The organism is Streptomyces sp. NPDC048603 (genome assembly GCF_043199475.1).
Classification (GTDB): Bacteria; Actinomycetota; Actinomycetes; order Streptomycetales; family Streptomycetaceae; genus Streptomyces.
Genome location: NZ_JBICVY010000005.1, coordinates 86,128 through 99,839, shown reverse-complemented (window position 1 = coordinate 99,839; position 13,712 = coordinate 86,128). Strand labels below are relative to the sequence as shown.

Below are 13,712 nucleotides of genomic sequence, written 5' to 3'. Positions count from 1 at the left end.
TGCGGGCAAACCTGACCGCCCTCTGACCGGTCACAGCCGCGGCTTCGAGTCGCCGCCGGACAATTGCCGCCAGAGCAGCACGGCAGCCGTCACCTGGGTGAGGAGATAGGCGACCTGCGTGGAGAAGCCCCGCACCTGATAGATCGACAGCAGCAGGCCATAGCGCGTGGGCCAGAACAGCCTCTCCTCACTGAAGGTCGCCATGTCCATCCACATGCTCGTGAGCGTGAGGACGATGAGCAGGAGCAGGACGTTCAGGAACGCGTAGCCGACTCCTGCGTCATTGATACTGGCGGCCCAGGCGCCCAGAGAGACGGGAATGGCATAGGCGACGGTCAGGCTCAGGGCGCGCACGGGACTGCGGTGCCCGGGCAGAAGGCGCCACAACGCCCCGAGAACGAAGCCGCCACCTGCCCATGCCACCTGGAAGGTGATGAACGTCACCACGATCTCAGGAATTCCGATGGGGTCATGGAGCGTGGCGAACCACTTGTCGTCGTCCCTGACACTGTTGAGCCAGACGAGTGCCGCACTGAACGGAATGCCGAACCAGAAGGCCAAGCGCGCGGCGTACAAAGCATTGTCCCACCAGTGGTCTTCCGGCCCCCAGCACATGGCGATGTCCATCACCGAAACCTGGGGGCGGAGCGGAGAGCCTCCATAAGCGGCGATCAGTGACCGGCGCTGCTCTCTCAGGTGATTCTCCAGCTCATTCCGGGTAGCGCCCTCTGTGCGTCCGTGGTCCACCCCGTACAGTCGTTGGTGCAGGTCACGGTACTCGTGGGCCTTCTGCAGCAGTTCACTGCGGCGGTCCTTGGTGCTCAGCCAGTGAGCGCAGAACGTCTCTCCTACCTGACGCAGCACGGACCTCCGCCGCCCTACGGCAAGGACCAGATACAAGGAGAGGATGTTCAGGAAGAGCCACAGGCCATAAAGCAGAATGTAGTTCGCAAATGCTACGTGCCTGAGCCCCAGGGCGAGGGAGAACACGGCGGCCGTCAGCAGGAGTTCAAGCCCGGATGGCCCCAGGGACACCTGCCCCTCTTGACGGGCGAGGCGGCCTTTCTCCTCCTTGACGCGGAAGTGCATCAGAGCGAGGAATGCGAGACCTGTCACCACCCACGTGTACGCGTAGAGCCACGTGATGCCTGTTCGCGGGAACCATGCCAGGAATTGGTTGTAGGCATCGGAGTCCGATGGCTCCATGAGCCAACGGACGCGTCTCTGCTGGTGTTCGTATGCCGCCCAGAAGCTGGCGGTCATGGCCACGGCAACCAGCGACAGCAAGGCTCCGACGCCTGTGAGGCAGCGGGCCGGCGCCCTGTTCCAGGTGCGGGTCCAGGACCTGGGTACCAGGTCCCCCTCCTGGAGGAAGCGCCATGCCCACGCCGCAATCGCGGCCAGCCACAGCCACAGCGTCACCAGCCCCAGAACTGTGAGCCCGACCAAGCCGCGCGCGGTCGACGGTGGTTTCGGGCTCAGCTCTGCGGGCAGGCCGAAGAGCGGCATCCAGAGGACGAGCAGGCCCAGGAAGGCCGCCACTGAAGCAGTCCAGATGACAGCCCGGGCCGGGCGACGGTTCCGGACGTCTTCCGGACGGCTGGACTGGTCACCCGTGGCATGCGGGACAGCGGGCGACACCACTCGAGGCCATGGGCGGGCCACCAGGACCAGAGCCAGTGCCGCTGCAATGACGATGTGGGCGCGCCACCATGGCGTAAGGCCCTTGCCGAACACGCCCCACGTCAGCAGAAACAGCATCAGGGCGACTACCGCACTGAGCACGGCCCACTGCAGAACGGCAATCGCGGGGCTCTCCCTGAAGGTCGTGCCTCCGCTCCCGACCCACCGCCTGAATCTCTGCACGGGTTGCCGGCGCGTCCCCGGCGCAGGAGCCGGATAGGGCCGCAGAACGGGAAGTGCGACGGCTGCGATCAACAACGTGACGCACGCCCACCACGATGCGGCGCCGACCTTGCTCCGGTTCCCGACCTCGTTGTCCAGGGCTACGGAGCGTTGCCAGGGGGGATCCACTTCGACCCGGACGTCCCGGGGCATGCGCTCCGACCACACCAGCCTCTTCTCGTCGGCGGATGTCACCTGGGTGGAGATGCGTGTGGCGCTGAGGCCGCCCAGCCGGACCTCAATATGTCGCCACGGGATCTTCACCAGTGTTGTCGGCGGCTGGAGACGAAGCGTCCAGTTCTTCTTCTTGACGTCGATCCGCCAGGGGCCCAGCAGGACCTGTTTGTAGTCCTTGAGCCAGGCGATGGCCGTGTAGTCGACCGTGACTTGGTTCTTCTCGGCGGTTACAACGGGCTCACTGTAGCGCCATTCGTCCCTGCGGATTTCGGAGCTGCCCGGCCCCCGCAGCAGGCAGCGCATCGCCGTCCGGTACCCCTTCGAGTCCTCACCGAGCATCAAGTCGCGGGCCAGGGGCCATTTGTCCGCCTCCACCACGATGGAAGTGTCCGACGTTGCCTGGACGAAAGGTTGGTCATGGTGGGCGAACCGAATCTCCGCCCTGCTGACACGGGCGGCGAGTCGATCGGCCTGGCAGTCGTCAGGTGCATTCCCCGTCGCCTCCGCCGGCCACGTGACGACGCACATTATCGCCACAATCACCAGCGACAGCACTCGCGGCCACCATCGGACTGCCGGCGTCGCGTCCACCCTCTGTTCTGGCAACACGTACACAGCGCCCCCATCCGCATCGCACGGTCCGGATCAAAACGCCACAGAGGTAACGCATGAGAGGCCGCATGTCATGCGCAGACACGGCGGAATTCCAGGAGCCCACTCCGTCGGCCGCCACACGGATATGCAGGAACGATTTGCAGGAACATGGCGACCATTCGACGATGGAATCGGATGGGAAGATGAGAATCGGACACTTGACGGAGAAGTCATGACCGAGACGAAGGGATACGGTCCCAGCAGGCCGCTTCCCCGCTTCGAAGATGCCGAATGCCTCGGGCCCCGCGACGCGGAGTTCGTCCGGGACCTTGTGGCGGTGCTGGAGAAGCACGGCAACCTGGACCGCTTCGGTCTGTGCCTTCTACATGATCATTTCCCGCTGGGCGGCGACGAGATCCTGGTGGAGACCAACGACCCCCAGAGCCGAACCCTCAGCGTCCGCGTGGAGAAGACCGGCCTGACGCGCCATGCCAAGGCCTCGCAGTGGCGGTTCGTGTCCCACTCCGACGATGCTCGTGGCACGGAGTCGAGCGAGGGGGGACCGTACCAGGTGGTCCTGCTCTGCAAGACGCTCGATCTGTGCCCGGGGGCGGATGGACCCGAGGCCGGGCGCGATCGCTGACACCCGGCGGCACGCCCGACGGCCGCCGCTCAGCCGTCGGCGAGGGTGTCGCCGGGGGCGACCAGGCCGGTCTCGTAGGCCAGGACCACCGCCTGGGCCCGGTCGCGCAGGGAGAGCTTGGCGAAGATCCGGGCCACATGGGTCTTCACCGTCGCCTCGCTGAGCGTCAGGACCCCGGCCAGCTCGGCGTTGGAGTGTCCGCGGCCCATCAGGGTCAGTACCTCCAGCTCCCGCGGGGTCAGCGCGGCCAGATCCCGGTGCACGGCCGGCACCCCGGCTCCCGTCACCGAGCCCGGTCCCTGCCCTTGCCCCTGCCCTGCCCCGGCGCCCGGACGGGCCGTGAGGTCATCGCGGCCGGCGAACCGCTCCACCAGCCGCCGGGTGATCGACGGGGCGAGCAGCGCGTCCCCGGTGTCCACCAGCCGTACGGCAGCGGCCAGATGGGCCGGAGTGACGTCCTTGAGGAGGAAGCCGCTGGCCCCCGCCGCGAGCGCCGCGTAGACGTACTCGTCCAGGTCGAAGGTGGTCAGCATGATCACCCGGCAGTCCGGTGCGGCCGCGAGGATCCGCCGGGCCGCCTCCAGCCCGTCCATCACCGGCATCCGGATGTCCAGCAGTGCCACGTCCGGCGCCAGCCGTGCGGCCAGCTCCACCGCCTCCGCCCCGTCGGCGGCCTCGCCGACCACCTCGATGCCGCGGCTGGTGAGGATCAGCCGGAACCCGGTGCGGACCAGCTCCTGGTCATCGGCGACCAGCACCCGCGGGGCCGCCCGCCCCTCCTCCCCCGTCTCCCCCGTCACGGCCGGTCCAGCGGTATTCGGGCGCGGACCCGGTACCCGCCGCCCAGCCGGCGTCTGGCGTCCAGCTCGCCGCCGTACACCGCGACCCGCTCCCGGAGTCCGAGCAGGCCCCGGCCCGCCCCGTCGGCCAGGATCCCGCCGCCGTCCCGCGGCCCGTCCCCGGTCAGCACGCTCGGCCCGCTGTTCAGCACCTCGACCCGCAGGAAGTGGTCCGCGTACCGCACCGTCACCTCTGCCTTGCCTCCGTCCCCGTGCTTGAGTGCGTTGGTCAGCGCCTCCTGCACGATCCGGTAGGCGGTGACGTCGATCCCGGTGGGGAGCGCGCGCGGCTCCCCGGATATCCGGACCTCCACCGGCAGACCGGCGAAGGAGATCCGGTCCACGAGCGGGCTGAGACGGCCCAGGCTCGGCTGCGGCGACAGCACGGACGGTCCGCCGGCAGGTGCTTCCTCCGCTCCGTACGGCTCGTCCTCCCCGCTCTGCGAGGGCGCCAACAGCCCCAGCAGGTGACGGAGTTCGGTCATGGCGCCGCGCCCCGCGGACTCCACGGCCGCCATGGCGGCGGCCGCCTCGTCCGGCATGGTCGTCAGCACCTCGCGGGCGGCTCCCGCCTGGACCACCATCAGGCTCACGTTGTGACTGACGATGTCGTGCAGCTCCGCCGCGATCCGCGCCCTCTCCCGGTCCACCGCGGCCTGCGCCGCGCTCTCCCGTTCCCGCTCCAGCAGCCACCCCCGCTCTCCCAGCGCGGCCCGGTGCCGCCGCCGCGCCCGTACCAGTGCGACCCCCAGACCGCAGGCGGCCGCACAGGCCACGGCTGCGACGACGACGGCCGCCACCACCCCCGAAGATTCCTCCCCTGAACCCCACATGACGTCAGCTTCGCAGGTCATACCTTGATCCGCATCACTCCACAGAGGCGTCCCCACGCATACATCCCCAGGATGACAACCCGCCCCGCTTACATCGGGGGAGGGACGCCCGGCCGTCGCCGCCGCGCCTAGTTTCATGCCATGACCACTGATCACGGCCGTACGATGCGGCAGGCCGCCGTCCGACTCGAGGGCGTTCACAAGGATTTCGGCGACACCAGGGCACTGAACGGCCTCGACCTCCACATACGCGCCGGTGAGGCGGTCGCCGTCATGGGGCCCTCCGGCTGCGGGAAGTCGACCCTGCTGAACATGGTCGCCGGCCTGGACCGCCCGACCTCCGGCACCGTCGAGGTCAATGGCCAGGACCTGTCCGGCCTCGACGAGACCGGCCTCGCCCTGTTCCGCCGCCGCCACATCGGCATGATCTTCCAGTTCTTCAACCTGATCGACGACCTGCCCGCCCTGGATAACGTGGCCCTCGCCGCCCAGCTCACCGGCACCCCCGCCCGGCAGGCCCGCCGGCGTGCCCTGGAACTCCTGGACGAACTCGGCGTCGCGGGCCGCAAGGACACCTATCCGGCGGCCCTCAGCGGCGGCGAGCGGCAGCGCGTCGCCGTGGCGCGCGCCCTGATGAACCGTCCGGCCCTGCTCCTCGCCGACGAACCCACCGGTGCGCTGGACAGCCGCTCCGGCGAGCAGGTGATGGACCTGCTGATCGACCTCAACCAGATCGGCCAGACCCTCCTCATCGTCACCCACGACCGCGAGCTCGCCACCCGCTGCGCCGGTCGTCTGGTCGAGGTCGCCGACGGCCGGGTCGCCCGGGAGTCCTCCCTCGCCGCCGAGACGGGTGCCGCGTGAGCGCCGTGTGGCGGGCCTCCCGTGCGGCGGTTCGCCGCCGCAGGCTCCAGACCTCCCTCATCGGACTCCTCGTCCTCTTCTCCACCACCGCGGTCCTGTTGGCCCTCAGCGTCCTGGACGCGGCTTCCGGCCCCTTCGAGCGCGCCTACGACGAGCAGCGCGGCGCCCACTCCGTGGCCACCTTCGACCGCGCGCAGGCCCCGGCCGACCGGCTCGCCGGCACCGCCCTCCACCCCGGGGTGGAGGCCGCCTCCGGCCCCTTCGACCAGGCGGTGCTCCAGATGCCGCAGGACTGGCTGTGGAACCCGCCCGGCCCGCTGACCGTCGTCGGCCGCGCCGATCCGGCCCGCGACGCCGTCGACCGCGTCCAGCTCCTCGCCGGACGCTGGGCCACCGCACCGGGCGAGATCGTCGTCGACTGGCCGATCGCCGGGACCCCCGACCTGGAGCTGCTCGGCACCCGGCTGCAGGCGATCGGCGCCCCGCCCCTGACCGTCGTGGGGTTCGCCACCAGCATGAGCCAGTCGGCCGGCGCCTGGGTCGCACCCGGCCAGATCGCCGGGCTGAACCCCACGGCCACCCAGATGCTGTACCGGTTCGACACCGCCGCCGACACCGGCCAGGTGGGCAGGGCACTGGCCCGTGCCACCGCGGACCTGCCCGAGGGCGCCCTGCTCACCGCCCAGCCGTGGACCGCCCTCCGGGCGAGCTATTCCGCCAATGCCGACGCCTACCTGCCCTTCATGAGCCTCTTCAGCGTCCTCGGCCTGCTCGTCTCCGTGCTCATCGTCGGAAACGTGGTCAGCGGAGCCGTGGTCTCCGGCTACCGGCACATCGGCATCCTCAAGGCCCTCGGCTACACCCCCGGCCAAGTCGTCGCCGTCTACCTGACGATGGTCTCCGTTCCCGCGGTGGCGGGAAGCGTCCTGGGCACCCTGCTGGGCAGCCTGCTCGCCGAACCGTTCCTCACGATGGCCTTCTCCGGCATCGAGACCGGCAACGCCGTCGTCAGCCCCGCACGCTGGGTGCCGGCGCTGTGCCTGCTCGGCATGCCCGCGCTGGTCGCGCTCGCCGCACTGGTCCCGGCCCTCCGCGCCCACCGTGTACCAGCCGCCCGCGCTCTCACCGCCGGAAGTGCCCCGCGTACCGGGCGCGGCCTGCGGGTGCAGCGGTTCCTGGCCGGCACCCGGCTGCCGCGCCCGGTCAGCCTCGGCCTCGGCCAGCCGTTCGTCCGCCCCGCGCGGACCCTGCTCACCCTGTCGGCGATCGCCCTCGGCATCACCACCGTCACTCTGGCCACGGGGCTCACCAGCACCCTGCTCGGTTTCGGGAAACTGGACCGCGAGGCGAACGGCGGCGGCCCCCGGATCAGCGTCCGGGCCGGGGGCCATGAGAACAACGGCGTCGTGCCCACACTCACCGACGAGCAGATCGAGGCCCGGCTCAGGGCCCTGCCCGGCGCGGAGCAGGTGCTCGCCCGGGCCCATGTCCAGGTCCGGATGACCGGGCACAGCCGCCCCGTCTTCGCCGACTTCTACCGGGGCGACACCCAGGCCCAGCAGGTGTCGGTGCTCTCCGGACGGCTCCCCCAGGCACCCGGAGAGGTGATCGCAGGACCTGGCTTCCTCGCCCAGCGCGGCCTGGCGCCCGGAGACCCCGTCTCCCTCGAGCTCAACGGCCACCGGGTCTCCGGCCGGATCACCGGAGAGCTGACGGACGGCGACCCCCGGGCGCTCACGGCCTCCTGGGCCTCCCTCGGGCTGCTCGCCCCGGAGACGCGCGCCGTCAGCTACGCGGTGCGGCTCGCCGACGGGGCGGACCCCCACGCCTACGCCGAAGCGGTCCGCGCCCTCGGCCCGGGCCTGAGCGCCACGGTGTCGGAGAACGACAGCCGGGTCGGTGCCACCGTCATCGGATTCTCCTCCGCCTTCACCCTGCTGGTCGGCGTCGTGACCGCGCTCGGCGTCTTCAACACGGTGCTCCTCAACGCCCGGGAGCGGCGGCGTGACCTGGGCATGCTCAAGTCGATCGGGATGACACCGCGCCAGGTGGTGCTGATGACCGTCACCTCCGTCGCCGGGATCGGCGCGGTCGGCGGACTCGTCGGGATCCCCTTCGGGATCGCCGCCCACCGGCTGGTCGTCGACCACGTGGGCGTGATCTCCTTCCCCGAGTCCCTGAAGAACGTGTGGCACGCTCCGCAGCTCACCGGCCTCGTCCTGGCCGGCGTGCTGATCGCCGTCCTGGGCGCCCTGATCCCGGCCCGGTCCGCGGCCCGGCTCGCCATCTCCGAGGTCCTGCACAACGAGTAGGACCCCGCCTCCGGGGGCCGGCGTACCCCTCCCCGCCTGTCGGACCGGGAGGGGACGTGCCCTCCCTCACGGCGGGTCGACCACCGTGACCGCCGCCATCAGCTGCGGCGAGTGGTCGGCCCCCCACTGGGCGGCGTAGACCGCAACCCACCGGTCAGCCACATTCCACAGGTGCAGGTGATCGGTGGTGCCGCTCAGCTCCTGCCAGGGCTCGGCGAGCCGGTCCCCCGCACCGGCCCGCTCCAGCAGCCCCCGCGTCCACACCAGGTGGGGCTCCCCCCAGCGGCCGGCCAGCGCCCGGGCCAGCACGCCGTACTCGGCGGACACCCGCTCCTCCCCCTCGATCCGGTCGGCCGGGTCCTCGTCCCCGTACCAGCGGCTCTCGCCCAGTTCCACCAGGTGGTAGCCGGGGCCGCTGGTGACCTGCCCGGACCGGGCCCGGACCTCGGGAAAGCCGCACGTCCGGAGCCGGTCGATCGTCTCGAGATGCTCTGCCGTGGTCATGCCGTCAGTATTCCGGCGACCACTGACAACTGGCCGCCCGTCATGCGGTCAGGCGTCCCGCCGGCGCACTGCCAGCCAGCCGGCGACCAGTGCGGCCAGCGTCCACAGCGCCATCACTCCCAGGCCGGTCCACGGGCCGAGCTCACCGTGCGGCTCGATGCGCATCACCATCTGCCCCGCCCGGTCCGGCAAGTACTGCGCGGCACCGCCCACGACGTCGCCCACGACGAAGGAGATGATCAGCATGAACGGTATGAGGATGCTCAGCGTCGCGGCGGCGCTGCGGAACACCGCCGTGAGGCCCGCGGCGAACAGGGCGATCAGGGTCAGGTACAGCCCGCATCCCACGGTGGCACGCAGCGCGCCCTCGTCGCCCAGGCCGATGGTGTACTGCCCCATGAAGGCCTGGCCGCCCAGGAAGGTCGTGAAGGCGGTCACCTGGCCCGTCAGGAAGGCGAGTCCGCCCACCGCCAGCAGCTTCGAGAGGTAGAAGCGGGCGCGGTTCGGCACCGAGGTAAGGGTGATGCGCAGCGCGTTGTTGTGAAACTCGCTGGCGAAGGCGTTCGCGCCGAACGAGATGGCGGCTATCTGCCCGAACACCAGGCCGTAGAAGGCCGCGAACAGCGGGTCCTGGCCCATGCTGCCCTCCTCGGCGGTGCCGATGGCGGCAGCGGTGAGCATCTGGATTCCGGCCGTGGCCACGAGGACGGCGACGAGCGACACGCTGGTGCCGCGCAGCGACCGCATCTTGATCCATTCAGCGTGCAGAGCGGCTCGGGTGGGCAGGGCGATGGTGGACATGATGCTCATTCCTTCGGTCGTGGTCAGCGGGCGGCGGCGAACTCGCCGTGGTCCGCTGTGAGGTCGAGGTAGGCCTGCTCCAGCGAGGCTCGCTCGTCGGAGAGTTCGAACATCGGGATGCCCTCGCGGGCGGCGAGCGCACCGATCTGCTCGGCCTGCATCCCGTCGACGGTCCAGCGGCCCTCCCCGGCCTCGGTCAGCCGGAAGCCGTCCCGGGCGAGGGTGGCCCGCAGGCGTAGCGGGTCGGAGGTCCGCAGCCGGACCCTGGCGGTGCTCCGCTCGTCGATGAAGTCCTTCATCGACGTGTCGGCGAGCAGCCTCCCCCGGCCGAGGACCACGAGGTGGTCCACGAAGGAAGCCGTCTCGGACATCAGATGGCTGGAGACCAGTACGGTCCGCCCCTCCGCGGCCAGACCGCGCATCAGCTCGCGGATCCAGATGATGCCCTCCGGGTCGAGGCCGTTGGTGGGCTCGTCCAGCAGGAGCACTCCCGGGTCCCCGAGCAGGGCTGCCGCGATGCCGAGCCGCTGGCGCATGCCCAGCGAGTAGGCCTTGATGCGCTTGCGGGCCGCCGGGGCGATGCCGGCCTGCTCCATCACCTCGTCCACCCGGCTTACCGGGATGCCGTTGCTCACGGCCAGGGCGAGCAGGTGGTCGCGGCCGGTGCGTCCGCCGTGGGCGGCCTGGGCGTCGAGCAGGGCGCCCACGTGGTGGAGGGGATCGACGAGGTCGGTGAAGCGGCGGCCGCCGATGGTGGCCGCGCCCGAGGTCGCCCGGTCGAGGCCGAGGAGCAGCCTCATGGTGGTGGACTTGCCCGCACCGTTGGGGCCCAGGAAGCCGGTGACCCGGCCGGGCAGCACGTCGAAGGACAGCTGGTCCACGGCCCGGGTGGTGCCGTATTCCTTGGTCAGGCGGCGGATCTCGATGGTGTTCGTGGCTGCGTTCATGGATCCAGGTTCGCCGTCGGCCACACCCCCGTTCCTCCCCCGTGCGGGGGGATCGTCTCCCCCGCACGGGGGAGACGGCCGTGATCGTGCTGCTGCCACGATGGGGGCATGTACCGACTGATCAGGGCCCCGTTCCAACCGCTCACGTACTCGCGCTGGTTGCACCTGTGTGTGCCCGTACTGCTGGTGGCGGTATGGATGTTCATACAGCCCGCGGCCCCGTGGGCGCCGGCCCTGATCATCGCTCCGTTCGGTCTGATCCCCTGGATGCGGACGGCCGAGGGACTGCAGGCGCAGTTCCTGCTCACCCCCTACGACCGCGGGTCCGAGGAGAACGCCATCTCCACGGTGGCCTCGAAGCGCTGGGGAGACCGCGGGCGGACCGTGCTGTGGCTGGAGATACGGCTGGTCGTGGCGTTCGGGGCCATGTTCGCCACGGTGTGGCTGCCCGCGTTCACGGTCGAGTTGCTCACCACTGCCTTCGGGTACCCGATACGCGGGGACGTGATGCTGCCCCTGGTGCCGCCGCGCTGGCTGGCTGCGGTGCTCGTGCCCCTGCCGCTGATGGTGCTGTTCGTGATCGTGTTCCTGCTGGGCGAGCTCGTCACGGCCATCGCGACCCGGCTGCTGGGACCTTCGGCGGCCGAGCGCCTGTCCGTCCTGGAGGAGCGCACGGAGCAACTGCTGGAGCGCACCCGGATCGCGCGCGAACTGCACGACACGATCGGCCACGCGCTGACGGTGGCGGTGGTGCAGGCGGGGGCCGCGCGGGCGGCGGGGGACCCGGAGTTCACCGAACGGGCACTGTGCGCCATCGAGGAGACCGGCCGGGCCGCTCTGGAGGACCTGGAGCGGGTCCTGGCGGTGCTGCGGGATTCCGGTCCCCGACCCTCGCAGCGCCCGACGCTCGCCGACGCGGACCGGCTGCTGGAGTCGACGCGGGCCTCCGGTGCCCGGGTGGAGGCCGAACTGAACGGCCCGCTGGAGTCGTTGCCGGGGCCGGTCACCCGGGAGGCGTACCGGATCCTGCAGGAGGCGCTCACGAACGTGTTGCGGCATTGCGGGCCGGTGCCGGTCCGGGTGCGGGTGGACGTGACCGGGGGCCGCCTGGAGCTGGAGGTGACGAATCCGCTGCCGGCCGGCCGGGAGGCGTCCGGCGGGGGCAGCGGGAGCGGACTGCGGGGCATGCGGGAGCGGGCCGCGCTGCTGGGCGGGGCGGCGGACTCCGGCCCGCACGAGGGGGGTTGGAGGGTGCGCGCACGGCTTCCGCTGGAGCACATACGCTGAGGGGATGCCGGTCACCGTACTCCTCGTCGACGACGAACCCCTGGTGCGCGCGGGTCTGCGCGCCGTGCTCGACGCCCAGCCCGACATCGAGGTGGTGGGTGAGGCCGCCGACGGTGCGGCCGTGATCCCGCTGGTGCGGCAGTTGCGGCCGGACGTGGTGGCCATGGACGTGCGGATGCCGTTGCTGGACGGGATCGAGGCGACCAAGGCGGTGCTGAAGAACATCGACGAGCCGCCGAAGATCCTGGTCGTGACGACTTTCGAGAACGACGAGTACGTGTACCGGGCGCTGCGGGCGGGAGCCGACGGCTTCCTCCTGAAGCGGGCCCGGCCGGCGGAGATCGTGCACGCGGTGCGGCTGGTCGCGGAAGGGGATTCGCTGCTGTTCCCGGCGGCGGTCCGGTCGATGGCTTCGGAGTACGGGAACAGCAAGGCGCGGGCCAGGCTGGAGCGGGCCGCGCTGACCGAACGGGAGGAGGCGGTGCTGCGGCTGATGGCGCGGGGGCTCACCAACGCGGAGATCGCGGGCGAGATGTTCGTCGGCACCGAGACCGTGAAGTCGCATGTGAGCGCGGTGCTGGCGAAGCTGGGCGCACGGGACCGGACGCAGGCGGTGATCACCGCGTACGAGTCGGGGTTCGTCGCCCCGGCCTGACCGGGGACGTCCGCGGGTACCCCCCTCGTTCTCGCCGTCCCTCCGGGGGCGCAGTACGATCCGGCTGACAGGCGCGCTAGCTGGGAGGACACACGTTGGGGCAGCTGACCGGCGGGGATCCCTCTCTGCTCAGACGGATCAACTCCGCCGTGGTGCTGCGCGCGCTGCGCGCGGCAGGATCGCCCACCCTCACCGACCTGACCCGGCTGACCGGTCTGTCCCGGCCGACCGTGGAGGGGGTCGTGGAGGGCCTCATCGGCACCGGGCTGGTCGTCGAGGCCGCCGTCGAGGAAGGCGCGCGCCGACAGGGCCGGCCGGCCCGCCGGTTCCGGTTCCGGGCGGAGGCCGGCCATCTGCTGGGCATCGAGATCGGCTCGCACCGCATCGCCGCGCTGCTGTCCGGGCTGGACGGGCGGGTGATCGGGGCCGGCACCAAGGAGGTCTCCGAGACCGCCTCCGCCGACGAGCGGCTGGAGAAGGTCCGGGCGACGGTCGCCGACCTGCTGCGCCGGGCCGGGGTGCCCCGGGACTCGCTGCGCGCGGTGGGGGTCGCCAGTCCGGGGATCGTGGAGGCGGACGGCACGGTGCGGCTGGGCACGGCGCTGCCGGGGTGGACCGGGCTGCCGCTCGGGGACCGGCTCAGACGTTCGTTCCGGTGCCCGGTGCAGGTCGAGAACGACGCGAACGCGGCGGCGGTCGGCGAGCACTGGAAGGGGTCCGCGCGGGACACCGACGACATCGTGTTCGTGATGGCGGGGCTGAGCCCGGGAGCCGGCTCACTGATCGGCGGCCGGCTGCACCGGGGGTTCGGCGGGGCGGCCGGCGAGATCGGCGCACTGCACCTGCTGGGCCGCGAGGCATCGCCGGAGAAGCTGCTGTCCACGACCGGGGAGCCTTTGCACCCGCTGGACGAGCAGGCCGTCGCGGAGGTCTTCGCGATGGCCCGGCGCGGCGACGAGCAGGCGGTGGCCGCGCTGGACCGGTTCGTGCAGCGCCTGGTGCACGACGTGGCCGCGCTGGTGCTGGCGATCGATCCGGAGCTGGTGGTGGTCGGCGGCTGGGCGGCCGGCCTGGACGACGTACTGGAGCCGCTGCGCCGGGAACTCGCCCGGTACTGCCTGCGGCCGCCCCGGGTGACGCTGTCGATGCTGGGTGAGGCGGCGGTGGCGACCGGTGCGCTGCGGCTTGCCCTCGACCAGGCCGAGGAGGAACTGTTCGCGGTCGAGAAGACGGTGACGGCCCGCCGCCGCTGACCGGCCGCGCCGGCTCTTCGTGCCCTGCCGTGGCTCCCGCTGCCCCGGATCCGCCGGACCCGGGCACGGCTTCGGCGCGGGTACGCGGCCACCGCCGG

At 71.3% G+C, this 13,712-nt stretch carries 12 protein-coding genes; 6 read left to right on the top strand and 6 right to left on the bottom strand.

Translation table 11 applies throughout. The features are described 5' to 3' along the window. Positions 1–30: 30 nt before the first annotated feature. A complete protein-coding gene (locus tag ACGFQ9_RS13290; protein WP_393573863.1) occupies positions 31–2,637 on the bottom strand; it encodes a DUF6185 family protein in 2,607 nt (868 codons plus the stop codon). Positions 2,638–2,908: 271 nt separating this feature from the next. On the opposite strand from ACGFQ9_RS13290, the gene ACGFQ9_RS13285 reads away from it, so the two are divergent. Beyond that, the gene (locus ACGFQ9_RS13285) at positions 2,909–3,319 is read left to right on the top strand and encodes a hypothetical protein (RefSeq protein WP_393573862.1); all 411 of its coding nucleotides are present in this window, start codon (positions 2,909–2,911) and stop codon (positions 3,317–3,319) included. Positions 3,320–3,348: 29 nt separating this feature from the next. On the opposite strand, the gene ACGFQ9_RS13280 is transcribed toward ACGFQ9_RS13285, so the two are convergent. Continuing rightward, positions 3,349–4,119 carry a response regulator gene (locus ACGFQ9_RS13280; RefSeq protein WP_393573861.1) on the bottom strand — a complete coding sequence of 257 codons (771 nt, stop codon included), beginning with the start codon at positions 4,117–4,119 and terminating at the stop codon, positions 3,349–3,351. Then, positions 4,116–5,012, bottom strand: coding sequence for a sensor histidine kinase (locus tag ACGFQ9_RS13275; RefSeq protein WP_393573860.1), 897 nt, complete (start codon positions 5,010–5,012; stop codon positions 4,116–4,118). The genes ACGFQ9_RS13280 and ACGFQ9_RS13275 overlap by 4 nt, the downstream gene beginning before the upstream one ends. 120 nt (positions 5,013–5,132) lie before the next feature. Here ACGFQ9_RS13275 and ACGFQ9_RS13270 point away from each other — a divergent pair, with 120 nt between their 5' ends. Together ACGFQ9_RS13270 and ACGFQ9_RS13265 are read left to right on the top strand one after the other, a co-directional pair. Continuing rightward, positions 5,133–5,855 (top strand): ABC transporter ATP-binding protein, encoded by a 723-nt coding sequence (locus ACGFQ9_RS13270; RefSeq protein ID WP_393573859.1) that lies wholly within the window; start codon positions 5,133–5,135, stop codon positions 5,853–5,855. Further along, positions 5,852–8,167, top strand: coding sequence for an FtsX-like permease family protein (locus ACGFQ9_RS13265; RefSeq protein WP_393573858.1), 2,316 nt, complete (start codon positions 5,852–5,854; stop codon positions 8,165–8,167). The genes ACGFQ9_RS13270 and ACGFQ9_RS13265 overlap by 4 nt, the downstream gene beginning before the upstream one ends. Positions 8,168–8,233: 66 nt before the next feature. Here ACGFQ9_RS13265 and ACGFQ9_RS13260 read toward each other — a convergent pair whose 3' ends face one another. From ACGFQ9_RS13260 to ACGFQ9_RS13250, 3 genes are read right to left on the bottom strand one after another with little or no spacing between them, the layout of a single operon-like run. Beyond that, positions 8,234–8,671, bottom strand: coding sequence for a hypothetical protein (locus tag ACGFQ9_RS13260; RefSeq protein WP_393573857.1), 438 nt, complete (start codon positions 8,669–8,671; stop codon positions 8,234–8,236). Between the two features lie 48 nt (positions 8,672–8,719). Next, entirely contained in the window at positions 8,720–9,472 is a 753-nt protein-coding gene (locus ACGFQ9_RS13255; RefSeq protein WP_393573856.1) for an ABC transporter permease, read from the bottom strand. A 23-nt stretch (positions 9,473–9,495) separates the two neighbouring features. Beyond that, positions 9,496–10,419 (bottom strand): ATP-binding cassette domain-containing protein, encoded by a 924-nt coding sequence (locus tag ACGFQ9_RS13250; protein ID WP_393573855.1) that lies wholly within the window; start codon positions 10,417–10,419, stop codon positions 9,496–9,498. Positions 10,420–10,527: 108 nt separating this feature from the next. Here ACGFQ9_RS13250 and ACGFQ9_RS13245 point away from each other — a divergent pair, with 108 nt between their 5' ends. From ACGFQ9_RS13245 to ACGFQ9_RS13235, 3 genes are all read left to right on the top strand, one after another. Continuing rightward, positions 10,528–11,706 (top strand): sensor histidine kinase, encoded by a 1,179-nt coding sequence (locus ACGFQ9_RS13245; protein ID WP_393573854.1) that lies wholly within the window; start codon positions 10,528–10,530, stop codon positions 11,704–11,706. A gap of 4 nt (positions 11,707–11,710) precedes the next feature. Further along, entirely contained in the window at positions 11,711–12,361 is a 651-nt protein-coding gene (locus ACGFQ9_RS13240; protein WP_393573853.1) for a response regulator, read from the top strand. A gap of 95 nt (positions 12,362–12,456) precedes the next feature. Continuing rightward, positions 12,457–13,614 carry an ROK family transcriptional regulator gene (locus tag ACGFQ9_RS13235; protein ID WP_393573852.1) on the top strand — a complete coding sequence of 386 codons (1,158 nt, stop codon included), beginning with the start codon at positions 12,457–12,459 and terminating at the stop codon, positions 13,612–13,614. Positions 13,615–13,712: the final 98 nt, after the last annotated feature.

What these genes read in the sequence shown, in the direction of transcription:
- ACGFQ9_RS13285 (WP_393573862.1), top strand. Translation starts at nt 2,909, where the DNA reads ATGACCGAGACGAAGGGATACGGTCCCAGCAGGCCGCTTCCCCGCTTC.
- ACGFQ9_RS13275 (WP_393573860.1), bottom strand. Translation starts at nt 5,012, where the DNA reads ATGACCTGCGAAGCTGACGTCATGTGGGGTTCAGGGGAGGAATCTTCG.
- ACGFQ9_RS13270 (WP_393573859.1), top strand. Translation starts at nt 5,133, where the DNA reads ATGACCACTGATCACGGCCGTACGATGCGGCAGGCCGCCGTCCGACTC.
- ACGFQ9_RS13260 (WP_393573857.1), bottom strand. Translation starts at nt 8,671, where the DNA reads ATGACCACGGCAGAGCATCTCGAGACGATCGACCGGCTCCGGACGTGC.
- ACGFQ9_RS13255 (WP_393573856.1), bottom strand. Translation starts at nt 9,472, where the DNA reads ATGTCCACCATCGCCCTGCCCACCCGAGCCGCTCTGCACGCTGAATGG.
- ACGFQ9_RS13250 (WP_393573855.1), bottom strand. Translation starts at nt 10,419, where the DNA reads ATGAACGCAGCCACGAACACCATCGAGATCCGCCGCCTGACCAAGGAA.
- ACGFQ9_RS13245 (WP_393573854.1), top strand. Translation starts at nt 10,528, where the DNA reads ATGTACCGACTGATCAGGGCCCCGTTCCAACCGCTCACGTACTCGCGC.
- ACGFQ9_RS13240 (WP_393573853.1), top strand. Translation starts at nt 11,711, where the DNA reads ATGCCGGTCACCGTACTCCTCGTCGACGACGAACCCCTGGTGCGCGCG.